This is a genomic window from Vibrio sp. 9-16B-A1 (genome assembly GCF_056726165.1).
On record NZ_JBSDZD010000014.1, the window covers coordinates 125,621 to 145,575 of the forward strand.

The window sequence follows — 19,955 nt, forward strand, 5'->3', positions numbered from 1 at the left end:
CGATAATCCAATAAAACAAAAAAAGCGGGCTTAAAAGCCCGCTTATTTTAACCTTTTGAGGAATTAACAGTAACCGTAATTCATCAGACGCTGGTAGCGACGCTCCAGCAGGGTTTCGTTGTCCAGCGGCGCCAGCTCTTCAAGCTGTGCCAGCAGGGTCGCTTTCATGTTTTCTGCCATCTTCACCGGATCGCGGTGTGCACCGCCCAGCGGCTCTTCGATGATCGAGTCAATCAGGCCCAGCTCTTTCAGGCGCGGGGCGATAAGACCCATGGCTTCAGCAGCCTGAGGCGCTTTGTCCGCATCACGCCACAAAATAGACGCACAACCTTCCGGTGAAATTACCGAGTAAGTTGAGTACTGCAGCATGTTCACGTAGTCACCCACACCGATTGCCAGTGCACCACCTGAACCGCCTTCACCAACAACGTTACAGATAACAGGCACTTTCAGGCCAGACATCACTTTCAGGTTTCTCGCGATCGCTTCTGACTGACCGCGCTCTTCCGCGCCCACGCCAGGGTATGCACCTGCGGTATCGATAAAGGTGATGATTGGCATGTTAAAACGCTCAGCCATCTCCATCAGACGCAGCGCTTTACGATAACCTTCCGGCTTAGGCATGCCGAAGTTACGGATAACTTTCTCTTTGGTTTCACGGCCTTTCTGGTGACCAATTACCATTACAGGACGACCGTCCAGACGTGCAATACCACCAACGATGGCTTTGTCGTCCGCATAAGCGCGGTCACCAGCCAGCTCGTCAAACTCGGTAAATACGTGCTCAATGTAGTCCAGGGTGTAAGGACGCTGTGGGTGACGGGCCAGCTGAGCTACCTGCCATGCGCCCAGGTCGCCGAAAATCTTCTTGGTCAGTTCCAGGCTTTTTTCTTCCAGTTGCTGGATCTCTTTGTCCAGGTCAACTGAGGCGTCACCGCCGTGACGGGTCACATCACGCAGGGCTTCAATTTTCGCTTCCAGCTCTGCAATTGGCTTTTCAAATTCAAGAAAGTTCATGTGAATCCTTTTCTTCGCTGCCGCCCTCAGGCGACAGATTTTTAGTTAAATTCGAGTTCCACCTGGCCTTTGCCAAGCAACTGCTTTAATTCGTCCAGCAGGGTATCAGCCGGTGTTACGCGCCATTCGGCACCGAGGGCTATTTTGGCCCGTGCATCGTTGCGCTGATAGTAAATATTGACCGGGACTGTTCCTGCTCTGTGAGGTTCCAAAATCCGGCTAAAGCGCTCAAAAAAGTCCTGCCCTATCTGTTCCTGGCGTATGGTTACCGAAAGGCCACGGGTGTATTTTTCCCTGGCGCAGCCAAGATCCATGACTTCGCGCGCGGACATTTTAAGGCCACCGTTAAAGTCATCAAAGCTGACCTGTCCCGAAACTATAAGAATTTTATCCTTTTCAAGCAGATCCGCATATTTTTCTAACGCATCTGAGAACAGCATCACTTCCATCCGGCCGGAACGGTCGTCCAGGGTCATGATCCCGATCCGGGTTCCGCGCTTGGTGGTCATCACCCTGGAGGCGATCACCAGCCCCGAGAGCGTCACCAACTGGTCACGCCGGGTTGGCTGAGCATCCTTCAGGCGGCAACTGGTGTATTTACCCAGCTCTTTGATGTATTCATTGATCGGGTGACCGGTCAGATAGAGCCCCAGGGTATCACGTTCCCCTTCCAGCCAGACTTTTTCCGGCCACGGCGGTACTTTGGTGTATTTGTGCTCCACCTCTTCCGGCGCATCAGTCAGAACGCCAAACATATCGGCCTGACCAAACGCTTCTGCCTGATGGTGCTGACTGGCAGCTTTTACCGCATCTTCCAGTGAAGCCATCAGCGCTGCACGGTGTGGCCCAAGCCTGTCCAGTGCGCCCGCCAGGATCAGCTTCTCAATCACCCGCTTATTAACTTTCTTCAGGTCAATACGGGCACAGAAATCAAACAGGTCTTTAAAGTAACCGTCTTTATTGCGCGCTTCAAGAATCGCTTCAATCGGACCTTCACCCACGCCTTTGATCGCGCCGATACCGTAGACGATCGCGCCTTTTTCATCGACGTTGAAACGGTACAGACCGGCATTAATATCCGGCGGCAGTACGGTCAGCTTCATGCGGATACACTCATCCACCAGGCCAACCACCTTCTCGGTGTTATCCATATCGGCGGTCATTACCGCCGCCATAAACTCGGCCGGGTAGTGCTTTTTCAGCCACAGGGTCTGATAAGAGACCAGAGCGTATGCCGCGGAGTGGGATTTGTTAAATCCGTATCCGGCGAATTTCTCCACCAGGTCGAAGATTTTCATCGCCAGTTCGCCGTCAACGCCGTTGTTCACCGCACCTTCTTCGAAGGTTGCACGCTGCTTGGCCATCTCTTCGGGCTTTTTCTTACCCATCGCACGGCGAAGCATATCCGCGCCACCCAGGGTATAGCCGGACAGAACCTGGGCTATCTGCATCACCTGCTCCTGATAGAGGATGATGCCGTAAGTTGGGTCAAGGATCTCTTTCAGCGATTCGTGCTGCCACTTTTCATCCGGGTAGGAGATCGCTTCGCGGCCGTGCTTACGGTCGATGAAGTTATCTACCATGCCCGACTGCAGCGGCCCCGGACGGAACAGGGCCACCAGTGCGATAATATCTTCGAAACAGTCCGGCTGCAGACGTTTGATCAGCTCTTTCATACCCCGGGATTCCAGCTGGAATACCGCGGTGGTTTCTGAATTTTGCAGCAGGTTAAACGATGGCTGGTCATCAAGCGGAATCGATTCGATCCGCACCGGCGGTTTGCCTTCGCGCTCCAGGCGGGGGTTAATCAATCCCAGCGCCCAGTCGATAATGGTCAGGGTCCGAAGGCCCAGGAAGTCAAATTTCACCAGACCGGCGGTTTCCACGTCGTTCTTGTCGAACTGAGTCACGGGGAAGTTGCCTTCGGCATCACAGTAAAGCGGCGCAAAGTCGGTAATGGTAGTCGGTGAAATTACCACCCCCCCGGCGTGCTTACCCGCATTTCGGATACAGCCTTCCAGGATGCGGCACATGTCGATCAGTTCTTTGACTTCTTCGTTCGACTCGTAAATCTCCGGCAGCTGAGGCTCGGCCTTAAACGCTTTTTCCAGCGTCATACCCGGGTCGGGCGGCACCAGTTTGGAGATTCGGTCAACAAAGCCATAAGGGTGACCCAGTACCCGGCCCACGTCGCGGATAACCGCCTTGGCCGCCATGGTACCGTATGTGATGATCTGGGATACCGCATCCCGGCCGTACATCTCGGCCACGTGGTCAATTACCTGGTCACGCTTGTCCATACAGAAATCGACATCGAAATCGGGCATGGAAACACGTTCCGGGTTAAGGAATCGTTCGAAAAGCAGGTCGTATTCCAGCGGGTCGAGGTCGGTGATCTTCAGCGCGTAGGCCACCAGGGAACCGGCACCGGAACCCCGGCCAGGACCTACCGGAATATCGTTATCTTTCGACCACTGGATGAACTCCATTACGATCAGGAAGTAGCCCGGGAACCCCATCTGGTTGATAACCTTAAGCTCAACTTCAAGTCGCTCATCATATTCCGGACGGCGCTTTAAGCGCTCCTCTTCATCCGGGAACAGAAACTCCAGACGCTCTTCAAGCCCCTCTTTTGACTTCATGACCAGGAAATCGGTCTCTTCCATCCCTTCAGTCGGGAAGGCAGGCAGGAAATACTCGCCCAAACGTACGGTGACGTTACAGCGCTTGGCAATCTCGACACTGTTCTCCAGCGCTTCAGGGATATCCGCAAACAGCTCACACATCTCTTCTTCGCTGCGCAGGTACTGCTGGTCGCTGTAGTTCTTAGGACGACGCGGGTCTTCCAGGGTATAGCCGTCATGAATCGCTACCCGGATTTCATGGGCATCAAACTGGTCCTGCTTGAGCAGCACCACATCGTTGGTCGCGACTACCGGCAGGTCATGCCTTTCCGCCAGATCGAGGGCAAAGTGCAGATAACTCTCTTCATCGGCACGGCCGGTACGGGTCAGCTCCAGATAGAAACGGTCAGCGAAATGTTGCTGATAAAACGCCACACACTCATCAGCCAGCGCCTGGTTGCCTTTGAGCAGCGCCCGGCCTATCTCGCCGTTCTTTCCGCCGGAGAGCAGGATAAGCCCTTCGCTGTGCTTCTCCAGCCAGGCTCTGTCCATAACCGGCTGATGCTGAACATGACCGCGCAGGTAAGCCTCAGAGATCAACAGGGTCAGGTTTTTATAACCGGTGTTATCCGCCGCCAGCACCGTCAGTTTGGTCAGCTCATCACCAAACGCTTCTGACTGAAGCGTAAAGTCTGCCCCGATTATTGGCTTAATCCCACAGTTGGTCGCGGTGTTATAAAACTTCACCAGGCCACACAGGTTGGTAAAGTCGGTCAGTGCCATCGCCGGCATGCCCAGTTCCGCGACTTTTTTAACCAGTGGCGGCACTTTGGACAGGCCGTCCACCATGGAAAAGTCACTGTGAACACGCAAATGAATAAATTTAGGGTCAGACATGGTTTGCTTCTGGGATCCTGACGGTTACTTGGGTCAAATATGATACGGCAATCGCGCCGTTACTCAATGCCGAGAGCGCGTTTTACCGGCTTAAAGCTCTTACGGTGCTGGTCAATCACGCCGTGCTCTTCAATCGCTTCAAAATGCGCCTTGGTCGGGTAGCCTTTGTGTTTGGCAAAACCGAACTGAGGATACTGCGCATCAAGCTCCTCCATCTCCTGGTCACGTACTACTTTGGCCAGGATCGAAGCGGCACTGACCTCGGCAACCCTGAGGTCACCTTTCACCACTGCTTCACCGGCCATTGGCAGCTCAGGTATCCGGTTGCCGTCAATCAGCACGTAATCCGGGGTGACACCAAGGCCCGCAACGGCGCGCTGCATGGCCACCATGGTCGCCTGCAAAATATTGAGCTCATCGATCTCTGCCGGGCTGCAGCGACCAATGGCCCACGCCAGTGCCTTTTCCTTTATCTCAGGAAACAGTGCCAGACGCTTTTTCTCGGTCAGCTTCTTGGAGTCGTTCAGCCCTTCAATCGGGTTGTCCGGGTCCAGGATCACCGCTGCGGTAACCACATCCCCAACCAGAGGGCCACGGCCCACTTCATCAACGCCAGCGAACAGGCTGAAACCAGCCGGGTATTCAAAAGGAGGGAGTTCTTTAGCCGGAGCTTTTGCCATTTTCTATTTTCCAATCAGTTTCAGCACCGCGTCAGCGGCCTGCTGATCCGCGTCTTTACGGATCCAGCGGTGCATTTCAGTAAATCTTTCAATCAGTTGGCTGTTGTCTTCAAACAACGCTTTTTCGACTTCCGGCAGCAGGTTATCCGGCTCACAGTTTTCCAGCAAAAACTCTTTGACCAGCTCTTCGTCAGCCAGAATATTTGGCAGAGAGACGTATTTGGTGATCGCCAGTTTCTGTACCAGCCAGCCGGTAAAGGCATTGACCTTGTAACCAACCACCATAGGGCGTTTCACCAGCATACACTCAAGCGCCACGGTGCCCGAGGCCAGCAGTACCGCATCGGCCGCTGTCAGTACCTGACGGGCGGTGTCGTCAACGATAACGAACTCAAGCTCCGGTGCGACCTCTTTCCAGATCTGCTCAAACTGAGCACGGCGCTTTTCGTTCACCGCCGCCACCACAAAACCCACTTCCGGGTGCTTCTGATGCAACTGCTTACAGGTCTCGATAAACGGGCGGGCTATCAGCCCCACTTCCCCGCCACGGCTGCCCGGCAATACAGCCAGCCAGCGGCGATTTTGCTCAAGGCCGAGCATTTCACGCGCTACGTGCTTATCGCTGATCATCGGGATCGCATCGGCCAGGGTGTGACCGACAAACTCACACGCGACCTGATATTTGTCATAAAACGCTTTTTCAAACGGCAGGAAAGCCAGCACCAGGTCGGTCGCAGCGTCAATTTTGAAAATGCGCTTCGGACGCCAGGCCCAGACAGACGGACTGACGTAATGAACGGTTTTAATACCGGCGTCTTTTAAGCTCTTTTCCAGCCTTAAGTTGAAATCAGGCGCATCAATGCCGATAAACACATCCGGCGGATCGGCGCGAAAGTGCTTCACCAGCTGAGCTTTGACTTTCAGCAGGCGCGGCAGTCTGCCCAGCACCTCGACCAGCCCCATCACCGCCAGCTCTTCCATATCAAACAGAGAGCGGCAGCCCAGTGCTTTCATTTTCGGCCCGCCAATACCCACAAATTCCGCATCAGGAAAGCGCTGGCGAATCGCTTTAATAAGCCCTTCGCCCAGAGTATCACCAGACAACTCACCAGCAACGATGCCAATTTTCAGTGCCATACTGGTTCCTTAATTCTTACCAATCAGGATAATTTACTGCCTGGGCAGAAGCTTATCCTGATTGGTCAAAAAAAAACCGCCTCTGCGACCTGTTCCGGCGTCTGCCGCTGAACCTGGCTGGAGGCGATCTTGAGATTGACCATACAGCGCCCGGACAGGCGCTGACTTAGCGGATAACGCCGCGCTGGGTGTTACCCAGGAAGTCCAGGAACTGCTTAATCACAGCGTATTCCTCTGCTTCTTTGGCGATTTCCTGCTTGGCTTCTTCAAATGTCAGGCCATTACGGTACAGGTTTTTGTACGCGCGACGGATAGCGCGGATCTCGTCTTTACTGAATCCGCGGCGCTTCAGGCCTTCGATGTTGATGCCAAACGGCTTACAGTGGTTACCCTGCGCCATCACAAACGGAGGCACGTCCTGAACCACGATAGAGCCACCGCCAACAAAACAGTGTGCGCCCAGGGTACAGAACTGATGAACAGGAGACAGAGCGGTCAGGATAACGTAGTCTTCAACGGTTACGTGACCCGCCAGGGTCGCGTTGTTACCCAGGATCACGTTGTCGCCAACCACACAGTCGTGCGCGATATGGGCGTTTACACAAAACAGGTTGTCGCTGCCCACGACTGTAGTGCCTTTGTCCTGAACGGTACCGCGGTGCATCTGCACGCTCTCGCGGATCACGTTACGGTCACCAACGACCAGAGTGGTATCTTCACCACCGTATTTCTTGTCCTGACAGGCTTCACCCAAAATGGCAAACGGGAACACCTTGTTCTCATCACCGATCTTGCTTGGGCCTTTGATCACCACGTGAGACATGATTTCGTTGTTTTCGCCGATTTCAACGTCACCGGCAATGTAAGTAAAAGGACCGACTGTGGTACCGGCACCGATACGCACATTGCCTTCAATTACTGCTGTTGGATGGATTTGAGCCGTTTCATGGATCATATTAGAATTCCCGACGTGCACACTTCAGTTCTGCAGAACATACTACCTCACCGTCCACTTTTGCCACACCGTTAAACAGTGCGATTCCGCGACGGTCTTTGATAAATTCTACTTCAATTACCAGCTGATCGCCCGGAGAAACCGGTTTACGGAACTTGGCTTTATCAATGCTGGCAAAGTAGTACAGCTCATTTTCAGCCGGAGCACCAAAAGTTTTAAACGCCAGCAGGCCGGTAGCCTGTGCCATTGCTTCCAGGATCAGTACACCCGGGAAAACAGGCAGCTTAGGAAAATGACCGGTAAACTGAGGCTCATTAACAGAAACGTTCTTCAGACCAACCAGGTATTTGCCTTCCTGGTAGTCTTTTACACGGTCGATCATCAGAAATGGGTAACGGTGTGGAAGAAGGGACTGGATCTCTGTGATGTCCATGGTTTTTAGTTCAGTAGTCAAGGTCATATTCCTGTTATTACTTCGTCCCGCCGGGGCAGAACAGGTTAAAACAATTGAGGCCTGCAAAGGCAGGCCGGATTCTGGCAGCGATTGTAAGGCATGGTGCCGCTATTCAGCGAGTTTTTTCTCACAGGCTTTGAGGCGGCGTTCCATTTCGGTGATCTTTTGTACCCTTGGCGCCATTTTACGCCACTCTTTGTTGGTCTGACACGGAATGCCCGACGAGTACACACCTTTCTCTTCGATGCTGCGCATCACCATCGCCATACCGGTGATCATAGAACCATCCGCAATCGTGATATGGCCGTTGATCACAGCGCCACCGCCGATGATCACATACCTGCCGATATGGGTACTGCCGGCGATGATGGTACCACCAGCAATCGCGCTACCATATCCGATGTGCACGTTATGGGCGATCTGAAGCTGGTTATCGAGCACCACGTTATCTTCAATCACGGTATCGTCCAGGGTACCGCGGTCGATAGTGGTACAGGCACCAATCTCTACCCGGTTTCCGATACGCACCGAGCCCACCTGAGGGATCTTAATCCACTCACCATTCTCGTTGGCGTTACCAAAACCGTCTGAGCCGATCACCGCGTTAGCCTGAACCAGGCAGCGCTCACCGATAGTGACTTCATGATAAACACTCACGTTCGACCACAGTTTGGTGCCAGCACCGATCTTCGCGCTTCTGCCAACAAAGCAGCCCGCACCGATCACCACGTTATCACCCAGTACCGCACCGGACTCAATGACTGCGTTCGCACCAACGGCAACGTTTTGGCCCAGAGTCACATCTGTGGCAATAACTGCACTGGCAGCAATCTCTGAAGCAGGAGCCGGAGTGGTATCCAGCGCCTGAGCGACTTTGGCGTAAGCCACATAAGGGTCAACCACCACGACAGCGTTACCCGGGCAAAGCTCCCGCTCGCTCTCTTTGACCAGCACTGCGCCCGCCTGGCACTCAGGCAGCTGCTTACGGTACTTGGGGTTAGACAGGAAGGTAAGTTGTTCTGAAGTCGCTTTGTCCATTGCAGCAAAAGCGGAGATGACGTGTTCGCCATCTCCGTGTACGGTACCGCCTGAGATCTCAGCGACCTGATTAAGGGTCAGAGTCGTCATAGGCTTACTTCAGTTCAGCGATCACTTTTTCAGACAGGTTCAGGTCTGGTTTCGCGTACTGCAGAGCAGAAGCGTCAACGATCATGTCGTAACCTTCTTTCTCTGCAACTTTACCAATCGCTTCCTGAATCACTTTAAACAGTTTGGCTTTTTCCTGGTTTTCGCGCTGAGCTGCCGCCTTTTCCAGAGACTGACCTTTGATCTTGTATTCTGCTTCCAGACCCGCAATTTCGATCTGCAGGTTACGCATACCTTCATCGCCCAGCAGCTCGCCGTCGCGACGTGCTTTTTCTACCTTGGTCTTAATCTTGGCCTGCAGCGCCTGAAGCTCTGCCTGTGCGTCTTTAAACTCACTCTGCAGTTTTTTGGCTACCTGCTCACGCTGTGGGAGAGCCTGGAAGATCTGTGCGGTGTTCACGTAACCCACTTTCTGAGCTGCCTCAGCAGCGTTAGCGAAAAATGAGCTGCTTAGCACTACCAGGCTCAGGCCTGCCGCTTTAATTAGAGTTTTCAAAGTTCTCTCCTGACATTTTTATGTTTTGTTAAAATTAGAAAGTGCGTCCAATAGTAAAGGTAAAGACTTCGGTCTTATCCCCTTCAAATTTCTTGATCGGTGTTGCCAGCGAGAAGACCAGAGGTCCCATCGGTGACATCCACTGCAGCGCCGTACCCACAGAGGCGCGGTAGTTCATTGGATCTGAGTAGTCGTAATAGTAAGAGCTGCCTGAGCTGGCGCCATCCTCGATGTAACGGAATTCGGTATCCCAGACACTCGCCGCGTCCACAAACACACTGGTACGGATCTGGCTCTTCACATCATCCGATGCAAATGGGGTCGGGAAAATCACTTCCAGACTCGCCAGTGCGATGGCATTACCACCTACAGAGTTATCCGTTACTGTGTACTGCGGGTTGTTACCACCGGAAGTGTTTTCGTTGTAGACCGCCTTAGGACCCGCGCTGTTAGAACGGAAGCCTCTCAGGGTAGTGAAACCACCGGCGTAGTAGTTTTCATAGAACGGGAACAGGTTATCGTTCTCGCCATTCTTGCCATAGCCGTTACCGTAGCCCAGACGGCCACGCAGCAACAGGGCAAAATTATGACTCTCGGTCAGCGGGAAGTACTGGCGTACATCATACTGTAGTTTGAAATACTGCACGTCCGATCCCGGAACCGTCATCTTATAAAATGCGCTCTGATGGTTACCCGCAGTCGGGAAGTAACCTTTGTTGAGGTTATTACGCGTCCATGAAAGCGAGAAGTCAAAGTCATCCACGATCAGGGTCTGCTCGTCCGCATCCCAGCCTTCCTGACTGCGCAGGAAGTTCTCTACCTGCACATACGGGTCAATGTTCGAGATCCGGTTATGGGTATAGCCTACGCCCCAGTCGAAGAAGTTCAGTTCGTCATACGGGAAACCCCAGGTCAGACGCGTACCATAACTTTCGTTGGTATAGTCAACGATGTTCGCTTCGGAAGCTTCAAAACGGTTATAGAAAATCTTACCGCCCAGACTGACACCATCCAGGTTCCAGTATGGGTCACGATACTCAAGACTCACGTTCTGACGATACTTGTTGGTCGAGGCGTTGATGCCTACCCGGTTACCGGTACCGGCAAAGTTATCCTGCTGCAGGCCCACCTGGAAGCTGACACCGGACTCTGTACCATAACCGATACCAAAGTTAACGCTGCCTGAGTTGGCCTCTTTTACGCTGTACACCAGGTCTACCTGATCATCGCTGCCCGGAACGCGTACGGTCTGTACGTCAACTTTTTCAAAAAAACCGAGACGATTCAGACGGCTCTTACCGGCGTCGATCGCTTTAGAGTTCAGCCATGCGCCTTCCATCTGACGCATTTCACGGCGCAGTACTTCGTCTTTGGTGGCATTGTTACCGGTAAAACGGATATCGCGTACGTAAATACGTTTGCCCGCTTCCACGTTCACCGTCAGCGAAACCTGTTGGTTCTCGTCATCAAATTCCGGAATGGTGCGTACCTGGGGATAAGCGTATCCCGCTTCACCCAGGGTGCGTTTCATGCTCTCTTCCAGCGCGGTCACTTTCGAACCATCGTAGGTGTCCCCGTCACTGAAGGTCACCATCTTACTGAATTCTGCTTCTTTACCGATCAGCTCCCCACGGAACTTCACGTCCTTCACCGTATACGGCTTGCCTTCATCCAGTGTCAGGGTGATGTAAACCCCTTTCTTATCCGGAGAGATAGACACCTGGGTGTTAGTCACCTGAAACTTAAGATAACCCTGATTCAGGTAATGAGTGCGCAGACCTTCAATATCCCCGGCCAGTACCTGTTTCTGGTACTTTTCGTTGGCCATGAAATTCCACCACGGCACATCAACGTTGAGGTTAAAGCGCGACAACAGTTCTTCATCGTCAAAGACGGTGTTACCAATGAAGTTAATCTGCTGAATAGTTGCCGACACACCTTCAGTAAAGACAAACTTAAGATCGCTCCGGTTACGCGGCAGTGGCGTGACAACGGCTTTCACTTCAGCGTTGTATTTACCAACACTGTAGTAAAAATCTTCCAGACCCTTTTCAATGTTGCTCAGGGAGGTGCGATCCAGTGCTTCACCCACGCGGATGCCTGACGCTTCCAGGCTCTGGGTCAGCTGCTCTTCTTTGATCGCCTTGTTGCCGGAGAATGAAATAGCGGCGATGGTCGGACGCTCTTTTACTTCAACCACCAGCGCGTCACCGTCACGCAGCACTTTGATGTCCTCAAAGTTGCCTGAGTCGTACAGTGACTTAATAATCTTGGCTACGTCCTGCTGTTCAACGGTATCACCAATACGAACCGGCATTTTCAGCAGCGCTGCACCCAGTGCCACGCGCTGCAGGCCTTCAATTTTGATGTCCTGAACGACGAATTTTTCCGCCCCGTGTACCGCTGCACTGGAAACCAGCAGAGAGGTAAGGAGTAAATGCTTGATCGCCATATCTATTCTGATTATTCCTTGCTACTTCTTTTTTAATGCCAATTTGTTCTATCAATCAGGTGATATCACAGGCGGGTAAAATCATTAAACAGGGCCACCACCATCAGTGACAGCAGGATGGCGCCACCAATCCGGTAACCTATATCCTGCACCGCTTCCGGTACCGGGCGGCGGATCACCGCTTCGATAGCGAAAAACAGCAAATGACCACCATCAAGTACCGGCAGGGGCAGCAGGTTGATGATCCCCAGGTTGACGCTGATCAGCGCCAGGAAGCTGAGGAAGTACACCAGACCATAATCCGCCGTGGCGCCCGCGCCTTTGGCAATGGAAATCGGTCCGCTGAGGTTTTGCAGCCCTACATCCCCTGTCACCAGCTTTTTCATCATGGTGAAGGTCAGTGAAATAATTTGCCCTGTTTTTTCAAATGCTTTGCCAATGGATTCAAATACACCATATTTGATCTCAAAGCGATAACTTTGCGGCCATTCTGCGACCTTAGGGGCGATTCCGGCAAAACCTATGCTGCGCCCGTCATCAAGCTGTTTCACACCCGGAGTCAGCACCAGCTGCACCAGCATGCCCTGACGCTCGACCGTCAGGTTTACATCCGTAGCCGGGTTAGCCTGAATCTCACTGACCACCTGGGGCCAGTTCTCAACCGGCTGACCATTGATCAGTGCCAGTTTGTCGCCAGGCATCAGACCCGCAGCTTCACCGGCGCTGCCTTCACTGATGTGAGCCAGTACCGTAGTCACTTCCGGACGGTACGGCAGAAAGCCCAGGGTTCGCATCGGCGATTCGGTTTCCGGGTTAAACTGCCAGTCACGCAGGTCAAGGCGAAGGGTTTTCTCCACGCCAAACTCGCCCGGCTCTGCCACGCTGAACGTCATCTGCTCATCGCCAATATGAGCCACCAGCTGCATGTTAACCGAATCCCAGTCTGCGGTTTTGATTCCGGAAACCGCTTTAAGTTCCATTCCCGGGGTAATTCCGGCCTCAGCGACAATAGAGTGAGGCGTCACTTCGCCGACCACAGGTTTAACCGCAGGCACGCCGATCATAAATACCGCCCAGTAGGCGATAAAAGCAAACACGAAGTTAAACAGCGGGCCGGCGGCAACAATCGCACTGCGCTGCCACAGGGGCTTATGATTAAACGCAAGGCTTTCTTCGCCCGGTTCCAGTTCATCCACCCGGCCATCAAGCATCTTGACGTAACCACCCAGCGGGATCACAGACAGGCTGTATTCGGTGCCATCTTTGCCGACCTTTTTCCAGATCGAGCGGCCAAAGCCGATAGAAAACTTATGCACTTTTACGCCGCAGCGGCGGGCCACCCAAAAGTGGCCAAACTCATGCACCGCGACCAGTACGCCCAGCGCAATAACAAAAGAGGCAAAGTTCCAGATAATTCCACTCATAGCAAACGCTCACTGATGGTTTCCATCGCATAGTTGCGCGCCATTTTATCCAGCTCAAGCAGGCTTTCCAAGTTATCCAGTGCAAGGTTTTGCTGTTGACCACACAGCCTGGACAAAACCTGCTCATTCACGGCAGCAATATCTGTGAATCGGATCTTACCGGCGAGGAACGCGGCAACCGCTTCTTCGTTGGCCGCATTCAGACCTGTGGTCGCGTGCTGGCCGGTATAACAGGCCTCAATTGCCAGTTTAAGACAAGGGTAGCGGTTAAAATCCGGTTCAAGGAACGTCAGCTCGCCAACTTTGGTAAAGTCCAGCGGCGCAACACCAGCGTCGACCCGATCCGGGTATGACATGGTGAGTGCGATCGGAGTCGCCATATCCGGCTCCCCCATTTGAGCCAGTACCGAACCATCGCGGTACTGCACCATGGAGTGGATCACCGACTGAGGATGAATGATAACTTTAAGCTGGTCGCGGCGGGTATTAAACAGCCAGCGCGCTTCGATATATTCCAGCCCTTTGTTCATCATAGTGGCTGAATCGACCGAGATCTTAGGGCCCATTGACCAGTTTGGGTGGGCAATCGCCTGCTCCGGCGTCACCTGGGACAGGGTGGAAATATCGCTGTAACGGAACGGGCCTCCCGAGCCGGTCAGCAGAATCGAAGAGACGCCGCTGGCGGCAATATCACAGTGGCCCAGCTGAGTCTGTACTTCGTGCGGCAAACACTGGAAGATCGCATTATGTTCGCTGTCTACCGGCAACAGTTGCGCGCCACTGCGCTTCACTTCATCGACAAACAACTGACCGGACATCACCAGCGCTTCTTTGTTCGCCAGCAGTACCCGTTTACCGGCTTTTACCGCCGCCATGGTCGGTACCAGACCGGCTGCGCCGACGATCGCCGCCATCACCATATCTGCATCAGGATGGGAAGCAACGTGACACATGCCCTCTTCGCCCGCCAGCACCTCGGTTGCCAGGCCCTGACCGGCCAGTTCAGTCTTAAGCTGCTGCGCCGCATCCGGACACGCCATTACCGCATAAACCGGTTTCCACTCTATACACAGCTGCGCCATCTTCTGCGCGTTACTGCCTGCCGCCAGAGCGAACACCTGAAATTGCTCCGGATTTTGCCCAATCACTTTCAGTGTACTTGAGCCAATAGAGCCCGTAGCGCCCAGGATGGTAATCTTGTTCATCGTATTCAAACCGTCAGAGAGTGACAAAAAGACAAGCAAGCTTGTCTTTTTAATATATCAGAGAGTGAAGTAAAGCAGCGCAAAGACTGGAAACGCGGCGGTCAGACTGTCAATCCGGTCCAGCACACCACCGTGGCCGGGGATAATATTGCTGCTGTCTTTAATCCCGGACACCCGTTTAAACATGCTTTCTACCAGGTCTCCCAGTACCGAAATAACCACGGTCACCAGGGTAATACCGGCAAAGTGCCACCAGCTGGCAAACTGAATCTCAAACCAGTGTGCCGCACCCAGACCGACGATCAGGGCCGCAATGATGCCGCCAACCAGGCCTTCGATGGTTTTGTTCGGGCTCACATTAGGAGCCATTTTTGTCCGGCCAAAGCTCTTGCCGGCAAAATACGCGCCGCTGTCCGCAGACCAGACAAGGAAACAAACGAACAGTACCAGTCTGGCACCATAGAACGCATCTTCGCCCGGTACCGCACGAAGCAGTACCACACTGGTAAAGAAAGGCAGCAGCGTCAGCCAGCCAAACAGGTGACGTAATACGCGGGAGTTCTGCCACAATCCGGTGGTTCCCGGATAACCAATGGCAAGGGCACTGGCGGCAATCCACCAGAGTGCTGCGACCATCAGCAGTATCAGATGCGGCTGAGCCACAGCCTGAAGGCCTGCGGAGTCGAAAGGAAATAGTGCGAGGACGGCGCCGGTCACTGCCACACAAGGCAACATCGCCATCAGACGGGAACGGGCCTCAACAAACTGAGTCCATTCCCAGAAACCAATCAGGGTAACCGCGGCCAGTGCCGCAATAAACAGTGGCATGGAGAGATAAAAAATCCCCAGCACCACCAGAGGGGCGAGAATAACCGCCGTGATGATTCTTTGTTTCAAGCCAACGAATCCTTTTCTTATGTTTCCATCAATGCTTTGATCTGGTCACCGGTACATCCGAAACGGCGTTCGCGGCTGACAAACCACGCCACGGCGTCCGCCAGGCTCTGCTCATCAAAGTCCGGCCAGTGTTGCTCGGTAAAGTACATTTCTGCGTATGCCATTTGCCACAGTACAAAGTTACTGATGCGGCACTCTCCGCTGGTGCGGATCATCAGGTCTACTTCCGGCAGATCAGACATGCTCAGGTGAGAGGTCACCAGCTCTTCGCCAATCTCATCGGGATTGATCTCACCTTTTTTAGCCTGATCAGCAATTTTCTGAATCGCCTGGGTAATGTCCCATTTGCCGCCGTAGTTCGCTGCTACGTTTACCACCATACCGGTATTGTTTTCGGTCAGGGCTTCTGCATCTTTGATCTTCTTTTGCAGACGCTCACTGAAACGGGATGTATCACCGATAATACGCAGCTTAAGGTTGTTCTTGTGCAGCCGTTTTACCTCTTTGGAGAGCACGGCCAAAAACAGCTCCATCAGCAGACTGACTTCCTCTTCAGGACGTCGCCAGTTCTCGCTGCTGAAAGCAAACAGGGTCACCGCCTTAATACCAAGACGTGATGCGGCAGAAATCGTTTTACGCACAGCGGCAACGCCGGCTTTATGGCCAAAAACACGCGGCTTGCCCTGTGACTTAGCCCAGCGGCCATTGCCATCCATAATGACTGCAATGTGTTTAGGCAGGGCGTCCGAAGAGACTTGAGTATCCGGCATAGTGAATCTTGTGAGTGTATCGGGATGGGGATAATAGCATATAAAAAAGGCGCTGTGCTGTCAGAGAGCACAGCGCCCGAAAGAAAAGTGACAGAGTGGTTACACTTCCATCAGTTCTTTTTCTTTCGCTTCCAGAACTTCATCCACTTTCTTCACAGCTGCGTCAGTCAGCTTCTGGATGTCGTCCTGTGCTTTACGATCTTCGTCTTCAGAGATCTCTTTGTCTTTCAGCAGCGCTTTCAGATCGCTGTTCGCGTCACGACGGATGTTACGGATTGCAACACGGCCGCCTTCAGCTTCACCACGTACGATCTTAACCAGGTCTTTACGACGCTCTTCGGTCAGTGGTGGCAGTGGAACGCGGATAACAGTACCTGCTGACATCGGGTTCAGACCCAGGTCAGACTGCATGATCGCCTTTTCAACTTTTGGCGTCAGCTCTTTATCAAATACAGTGATCGCCAGAGTACGCGCGTCTTCTGCAACAACGTTAGCCACCTGGTTCAGGGGAGTCGGTGCACCGTAGTACTCAACAGAGATGCCCGACAGCAGGCTTGGGTGCGCACGACCGGTGCGAACTTTAGACAGGTTGGTTTTCAGTGCTTCCACGCTTTTTTCCATGCGTGACTGAGCGTCTTGTTTGATTTCGTTAATCACAATATCACCTTAATTATTATCGGTTCTGAAGGAGAAACAACGGACGGCAATTACTTGCTGTCAGTGATCAGAGTACCTTCAGCTTCACCCATTACCACGCGACGCAGAGCGCCTGGCTTGTTCATGTTAAATACACGAATCGGCATGTTGTGGTCACGCGCCAGAGTAAAGGCTGCCAGGTCCATAACCTTCAGTTCTTTTTCCAGTACATCACTGTAAGTCAGCTTATCATACAGCTCAGCATCTGGGTTGGCTACCGGGTCAGCACTAAATACGCCCTCTACTTTGGTCGCTTTTAGAACCAGATCAGCTTCGATTTCAATACCGCGCAGACATGCAGCAGAATCTGTAGTAAAGAATGGGTTACCGGTACCTGCAGAGAAGATAACGACACGGCCCTGACGCAGTTCACGAATCGCGTCTGCCCAGTTGTAATCGTCACACACACCTTTCAGAGGGATAGCAGACATTACGCGCGCGTTAACGTATGCACGGTGCAGCGCATCACGCATTGCCAGACCGTTCATTACGGTTGCCAGCATACCCATGTGGTCACCAACAACACGGTTCATACCCGCTTCAGCCAGACCAGCGCCACGGAACAGGTTACCACCACCGATAACTACGCCTACCTGAACACCCAGTTCAACCAGTTCTTTTACTTCCTGGGCCATGCGGTCCAGTACGGTCGGATCAATACCGAAACCTTCTTCGCCCTGCAGTGCTTCACCACTCAGTTTTAACAGAATACGTTGATATGCTGGTTTAGGGTTCGTAGTCATAGACTTTACCTTTCAAATGAGAGTTTGTTGATTAACAGTCATGAATAAGGGCGCTGGGCGCTGGGCGCTGGGCGCTGCAAGATACTGTGCCTTTCCTGCCTGCAGGCAAGGAAAAAACAACGGCAATATCTCACACTTTAACAACGCGCACCCCAAGGACCCAGAGCCTAGGACCTAGAGCCGCCATCATTCATCACTATTAACCGAATCAAGCCTCCCGAATCTATAAATCGGGTTTCTGTATTCGTTATTCATAAAAAGACCGCAGCCATGGCTACGGTCTTTTCTTAGCATAAGCTCTCAGGATTAACCTTTCTGAGCTGCTGCTACTTCTTCAGCGAAGCTCATTTCTTCTGCTTTCTCGATACCTTCACCTACTTCCAGGCGAACGAAGGTAGTAACAGAAGCGCCGCGCTCTTTCAGGATTTCACCAACAGATTTCTTTGGTTCCATAACGAAAGGCTGACCAGTCAGAGAGATTTCGCCGGTGAATTTCTTCATGCGGCCGATAACCATTTTCTCTGCGATTTCAGCAGGCTTGCCTTCGTTCATCGCGATCTCAACCTGAACCGCTTTTTCTTTCTCAACTACGTCAGCTGGTACGTCTTCTGGGTTAACGAACTCTGGACGAGAAGCAGCAACGTGCATACAGATGTGCTTCAGAGTCTCAGCGTCGCCTTCACCAGCAACAACTACACCGATTTTCTCGCCGTGACGGTAAGAAGCCAGAGCAGCGCCTTCAACGTACTGTACGCGACGGATGTTGATGTTTTCACCGATTTTAGCAACCAGAGCTACGCGAGTTTCTTCGAACTGAGCCTGCAGTTCTTCAACAGAAGCTTTAGAAGCCAGTGCAGCTTCAGCAACTTGCTCAGCGAATGCAGTGAAGTTACCGTCTTTAGCAACGAAGTCAGTCTGACAGTTAACTTCAAGAAGTACTGCAACACCTTCACCTTCTTTGATGATGATCGCGCCTTCAGCAGCTACGTTACCTGCTTTCTTAGCAGCTTTAGCAGCGCCAGACTTACGCATGTTCTCGATAGCCAGCTCGATGTCACCGTTGGTTTCAACAAGTGCTTTCTTACATTCCATCATACCTGCGCCGGTACGCTCGCGCAGTTCTTTTACTAGAGCAGCAGTTACAGCCATTCTCTATTCCTCGGTTGATTCTGAATTAGGTAAAAATCAGGGGCACTCATTCGGCCCCTGATGGTAACTATAACTCAGATTGTGTGTCACTTATGTGCATACAATCTTAAGTAAGACTCAGAGTCCGCTATTATTCAGCTTCCTCAACAAAGCCGTCTTTTTCAGCAGCTACAGCAGCTACGTCTTTGTTACGGCCTTCAGATACAGCAGAAGCTGCAGCGTTCAGGTACAGCTGAACCGCGCGGATTGCGTCGTCGTTACCAGGGATAACGAAATCAACGCCGTCTGGGTCAGAGTTAGTATCTACAACTGCGTATACTGGGATACCCAGGTTGTTAGCTTCGCGTACTGCGATGTGCTCGTGATCTGCATCGATTACGAACAGAGCGTCAGGCAGACCGCCCATGTCTTTGATACCGCCAAGAGACTTCTCAAGTTTCTCCATTTCGCGGGTGCGCATCAGAGCTTCTTTCTTAGTCAGCTTGTCGAAAGTACCGTCCTGAGACTGAGCTTCAAGATCTTTCAGACGCTTGATAGACTGACGAACAGTTTTGTAGTTAGTCAGCATACCGCCAAGCCAGCGGTTGTTCACGTAGAACTGGTTGCTTGCTACAGCAGCTTCTTTAACAGCTTCAGACGCAGCGCGCTTAGTACCTACGAAAAGAACTTTACCTTTTTTCTCGCCAACTTTAGACAGCTCAGCCAGAGCGTCGTTGAACATTGGTACAGTTTTTTCCAGGTTGATGATATGAACTTTGTTACGAGCACCGAAGATGAATGGCTTCATCTTTGGGTTCCAGTAACGGGTCTGGTGACCGAAGTGTACACCAGCTTTCAGCATATCGCGCATTGATACAGTTGCCATTTTAATATCCTCTATGGGGTTAGGCCTCCACATACCCCATGCATCCGACCCAACCTCTTCATTCTGAAGTAAGCGGGCACCCCGGTTCATGTGACGGTATGTGTGTGATTTAAAGAATTAATAAGTGCAATACAAATTCCGCTTCGCCAGGCGGAGAGAACGGAACCTGATTACGGCGCGCTTTATACCATAAAAACGGGGGGATTGGCTAGTAAAAATTTGGGCGCTGGGCGCTGGGCGCTGGGCGCTGGGCGCTGGGCGCTGGGCGCTGGGCGCTGGGCGCTGGGCGCTGGGCGCTGGGCGCTGGGCGCTGGGCGCTGGGCGCTGGGCGCTGGGCGCTGGGCGCTG

Annotated in this window: 17 protein-coding genes; all 17 read right to left on the minus strand. The window is 52.6% G+C overall.

Translation table 11 applies throughout. The features are described 5' to 3' along the window. Nucleotides 1–63: 63 nt before the first annotated feature. A complete protein-coding gene (gene accA, locus ACVB80_RS19975; RefSeq protein ID WP_481083059.1) occupies nucleotides 64–1,023 on the minus strand; it encodes an acetyl-CoA carboxylase carboxyl transferase subunit alpha in 960 nt (319 codons plus the stop codon). 35 nt (nucleotides 1,024–1,058) lie between these two features. Continuing rightward, nucleotides 1,059–4,538 (minus strand): DNA polymerase III subunit alpha, encoded by a 3,480-nt coding sequence (gene dnaE / locus ACVB80_RS19980; RefSeq protein WP_481083039.1) that lies wholly within the window; start codon nucleotides 4,536–4,538, stop codon nucleotides 1,059–1,061. A 59-nt stretch (nucleotides 4,539–4,597) separates the two neighbouring features. Then, a complete protein-coding gene (gene rnhB, locus ACVB80_RS19985; protein WP_481083040.1) occupies nucleotides 4,598–5,218 on the minus strand; it encodes a ribonuclease HII in 621 nt (206 codons plus the stop codon). A 3-nt stretch (nucleotides 5,219–5,221) separates the two neighbouring features. Then, nucleotides 5,222–6,355 carry a lipid-A-disaccharide synthase gene (gene lpxB / locus ACVB80_RS19990; RefSeq protein ID WP_481083041.1) on the minus strand — a complete coding sequence of 378 codons (1,134 nt, stop codon included), beginning with the start codon at nucleotides 6,353–6,355 and terminating at the stop codon, nucleotides 5,222–5,224. A 166-nt stretch (nucleotides 6,356–6,521) separates the two neighbouring features. Further along, nucleotides 6,522–7,310 carry an acyl-ACP--UDP-N-acetylglucosamine O-acyltransferase gene (lpxA, locus tag ACVB80_RS19995; protein ID WP_481083042.1) on the minus strand — a complete coding sequence of 263 codons (789 nt, stop codon included), beginning with the start codon at nucleotides 7,308–7,310 and terminating at the stop codon, nucleotides 6,522–6,524. A gap of 1 nt (nucleotide 7,311) precedes the next feature. Continuing rightward, the gene (fabZ, locus tag ACVB80_RS20000) at nucleotides 7,312–7,743 is read right to left on the minus strand and encodes a 3-hydroxyacyl-ACP dehydratase FabZ (RefSeq protein ID WP_481083060.1); all 432 of its coding nucleotides are present in this window, start codon (nucleotides 7,741–7,743) and stop codon (nucleotides 7,312–7,314) included. A 129-nt stretch (nucleotides 7,744–7,872) separates the two neighbouring features. Continuing rightward, the gene (gene lpxD, locus ACVB80_RS20005; RefSeq protein ID WP_481083043.1) at nucleotides 7,873–8,892 is read right to left on the minus strand and encodes a UDP-3-O-(3-hydroxymyristoyl)glucosamine N-acyltransferase; all 1,020 of its coding nucleotides are present in this window, start codon (nucleotides 8,890–8,892) and stop codon (nucleotides 7,873–7,875) included. 4 nt (nucleotides 8,893–8,896) lie between these two features. Next, complete coding sequence (locus tag ACVB80_RS20010; RefSeq protein ID WP_481083044.1) at nucleotides 8,897–9,406, minus strand: OmpH/Skp family outer membrane protein; 510 nt, start codon at nucleotides 9,404–9,406, stop codon at nucleotides 8,897–8,899. Nucleotides 9,407–9,440: 34 nt separating this feature from the next. Further along, entirely contained in the window at nucleotides 9,441–11,858 is a 2,418-nt protein-coding gene (bamA, locus tag ACVB80_RS20015) for an outer membrane protein assembly factor BamA (protein ID WP_481083045.1), read from the minus strand. 65 nt (nucleotides 11,859–11,923) lie between these two features. Continuing rightward, a complete protein-coding gene (gene rseP, locus ACVB80_RS20020) occupies nucleotides 11,924–13,282 on the minus strand; it encodes a sigma E protease regulator RseP (protein WP_481083046.1) in 1,359 nt (452 codons plus the stop codon). Continuing rightward, a complete protein-coding gene (gene ispC / locus ACVB80_RS20025) occupies nucleotides 13,279–14,487 on the minus strand; it encodes a 1-deoxy-D-xylulose-5-phosphate reductoisomerase (protein WP_481083047.1) in 1,209 nt (402 codons plus the stop codon). Before ispC ends, rseP begins: the two co-directional genes overlap by 4 nt. Before the next feature lie 57 nt (nucleotides 14,488–14,544). Beyond that, nucleotides 14,545–15,384 carry a phosphatidate cytidylyltransferase gene (locus ACVB80_RS20030; RefSeq protein WP_481083048.1) on the minus strand — a complete coding sequence of 280 codons (840 nt, stop codon included), beginning with the start codon at nucleotides 15,382–15,384 and terminating at the stop codon, nucleotides 14,545–14,547. Nucleotides 15,385–15,401: 17 nt separating this feature from the next. Then, nucleotides 15,402–16,154, minus strand: coding sequence for an isoprenyl transferase (locus ACVB80_RS20035; protein ID WP_481083049.1), 753 nt, complete (start codon nucleotides 16,152–16,154; stop codon nucleotides 15,402–15,404). 99 nt (nucleotides 16,155–16,253) lie between these two features. Beyond that, complete coding sequence (frr, locus tag ACVB80_RS20040) at nucleotides 16,254–16,811, minus strand: ribosome recycling factor (RefSeq protein WP_481083050.1); 558 nt, start codon at nucleotides 16,809–16,811, stop codon at nucleotides 16,254–16,256. A gap of 50 nt (nucleotides 16,812–16,861) precedes the next feature. After that, entirely contained in the window at nucleotides 16,862–17,593 is a 732-nt protein-coding gene (gene pyrH, locus ACVB80_RS20045) for a UMP kinase (protein WP_481083051.1), read from the minus strand. A gap of 306 nt (nucleotides 17,594–17,899) precedes the next feature. Then, nucleotides 17,900–18,742: a translation elongation factor Ts gene (gene tsf, locus ACVB80_RS20050; protein WP_481083052.1), complete on the minus strand. Its 843-nt coding sequence runs from the start codon at nucleotides 18,740–18,742 to the stop codon at nucleotides 17,900–17,902. Nucleotides 18,743–18,872: 130 nt separating this feature from the next. Further along, nucleotides 18,873–19,607, minus strand: a complete 735-nt coding sequence (rpsB, locus tag ACVB80_RS20055; RefSeq protein WP_481083053.1) for a 30S ribosomal protein S2 — start codon at nucleotides 19,605–19,607, stop codon at nucleotides 18,873–18,875. Between the last annotated feature and the right edge of the window lie 348 nt (nucleotides 19,608–19,955).

Excerpts from the sequence above, each read along its gene's own strand:
- dnaE (WP_481083039.1), bottom strand. The coding sequence starts at position 4,538 with ATGTCTGACCCTAAATTTATTCATTTGCGTGTTCACAGTGACTTTTCC.
- rnhB (WP_481083040.1), bottom strand. The coding sequence starts at position 5,218 with ATGGCAAAAGCTCCGGCTAAAGAACTCCCTCCTTTTGAATACCCGGCT.
- lpxB (WP_481083041.1), bottom strand. The coding sequence starts at position 6,355 with ATGGCACTGAAAATTGGCATCGTTGCTGGTGAGTTGTCTGGTGATACT.
- lpxA (WP_481083042.1), bottom strand. The coding sequence starts at position 7,310 with ATGATCCATGAAACGGCTCAAATCCATCCAACAGCAGTAATTGAAGGC.
- fabZ (WP_481083060.1), bottom strand. The coding sequence starts at position 7,743 with ATGGACATCACAGAGATCCAGTCCCTTCTTCCACACCGTTACCCATTT.
- lpxD (WP_481083043.1), bottom strand. The coding sequence starts at position 8,892 with ATGACGACTCTGACCCTTAATCAGGTCGCTGAGATCTCAGGCGGTACC.
- bamA (WP_481083045.1), bottom strand. The coding sequence starts at position 11,858 with ATGGCGATCAAGCATTTACTCCTTACCTCTCTGCTGGTTTCCAGTGCA.
- rseP (WP_481083046.1), bottom strand. The coding sequence starts at position 13,282 with ATGAGTGGAATTATCTGGAACTTTGCCTCTTTTGTTATTGCGCTGGGC.
- ispC (WP_481083047.1), bottom strand. The coding sequence starts at position 14,487 with ATGAACAAGATTACCATCCTGGGCGCTACGGGCTCTATTGGCTCAAGT.
- ACVB80_RS20035 (WP_481083049.1), bottom strand. The coding sequence starts at position 16,154 with ATGCCGGATACTCAAGTCTCTTCGGACGCCCTGCCTAAACACATTGCA.
- pyrH (WP_481083051.1), bottom strand. The coding sequence starts at position 17,593 with ATGACTACGAACCCTAAACCAGCATATCAACGTATTCTGTTAAAACTG.
- tsf (WP_481083052.1), bottom strand. The coding sequence starts at position 18,742 with ATGGCTGTAACTGCTGCTCTAGTAAAAGAACTGCGCGAGCGTACCGGC.
- rpsB (WP_481083053.1), bottom strand. The coding sequence starts at position 19,607 with ATGGCAACTGTATCAATGCGCGATATGCTGAAAGCTGGTGTACACTTC.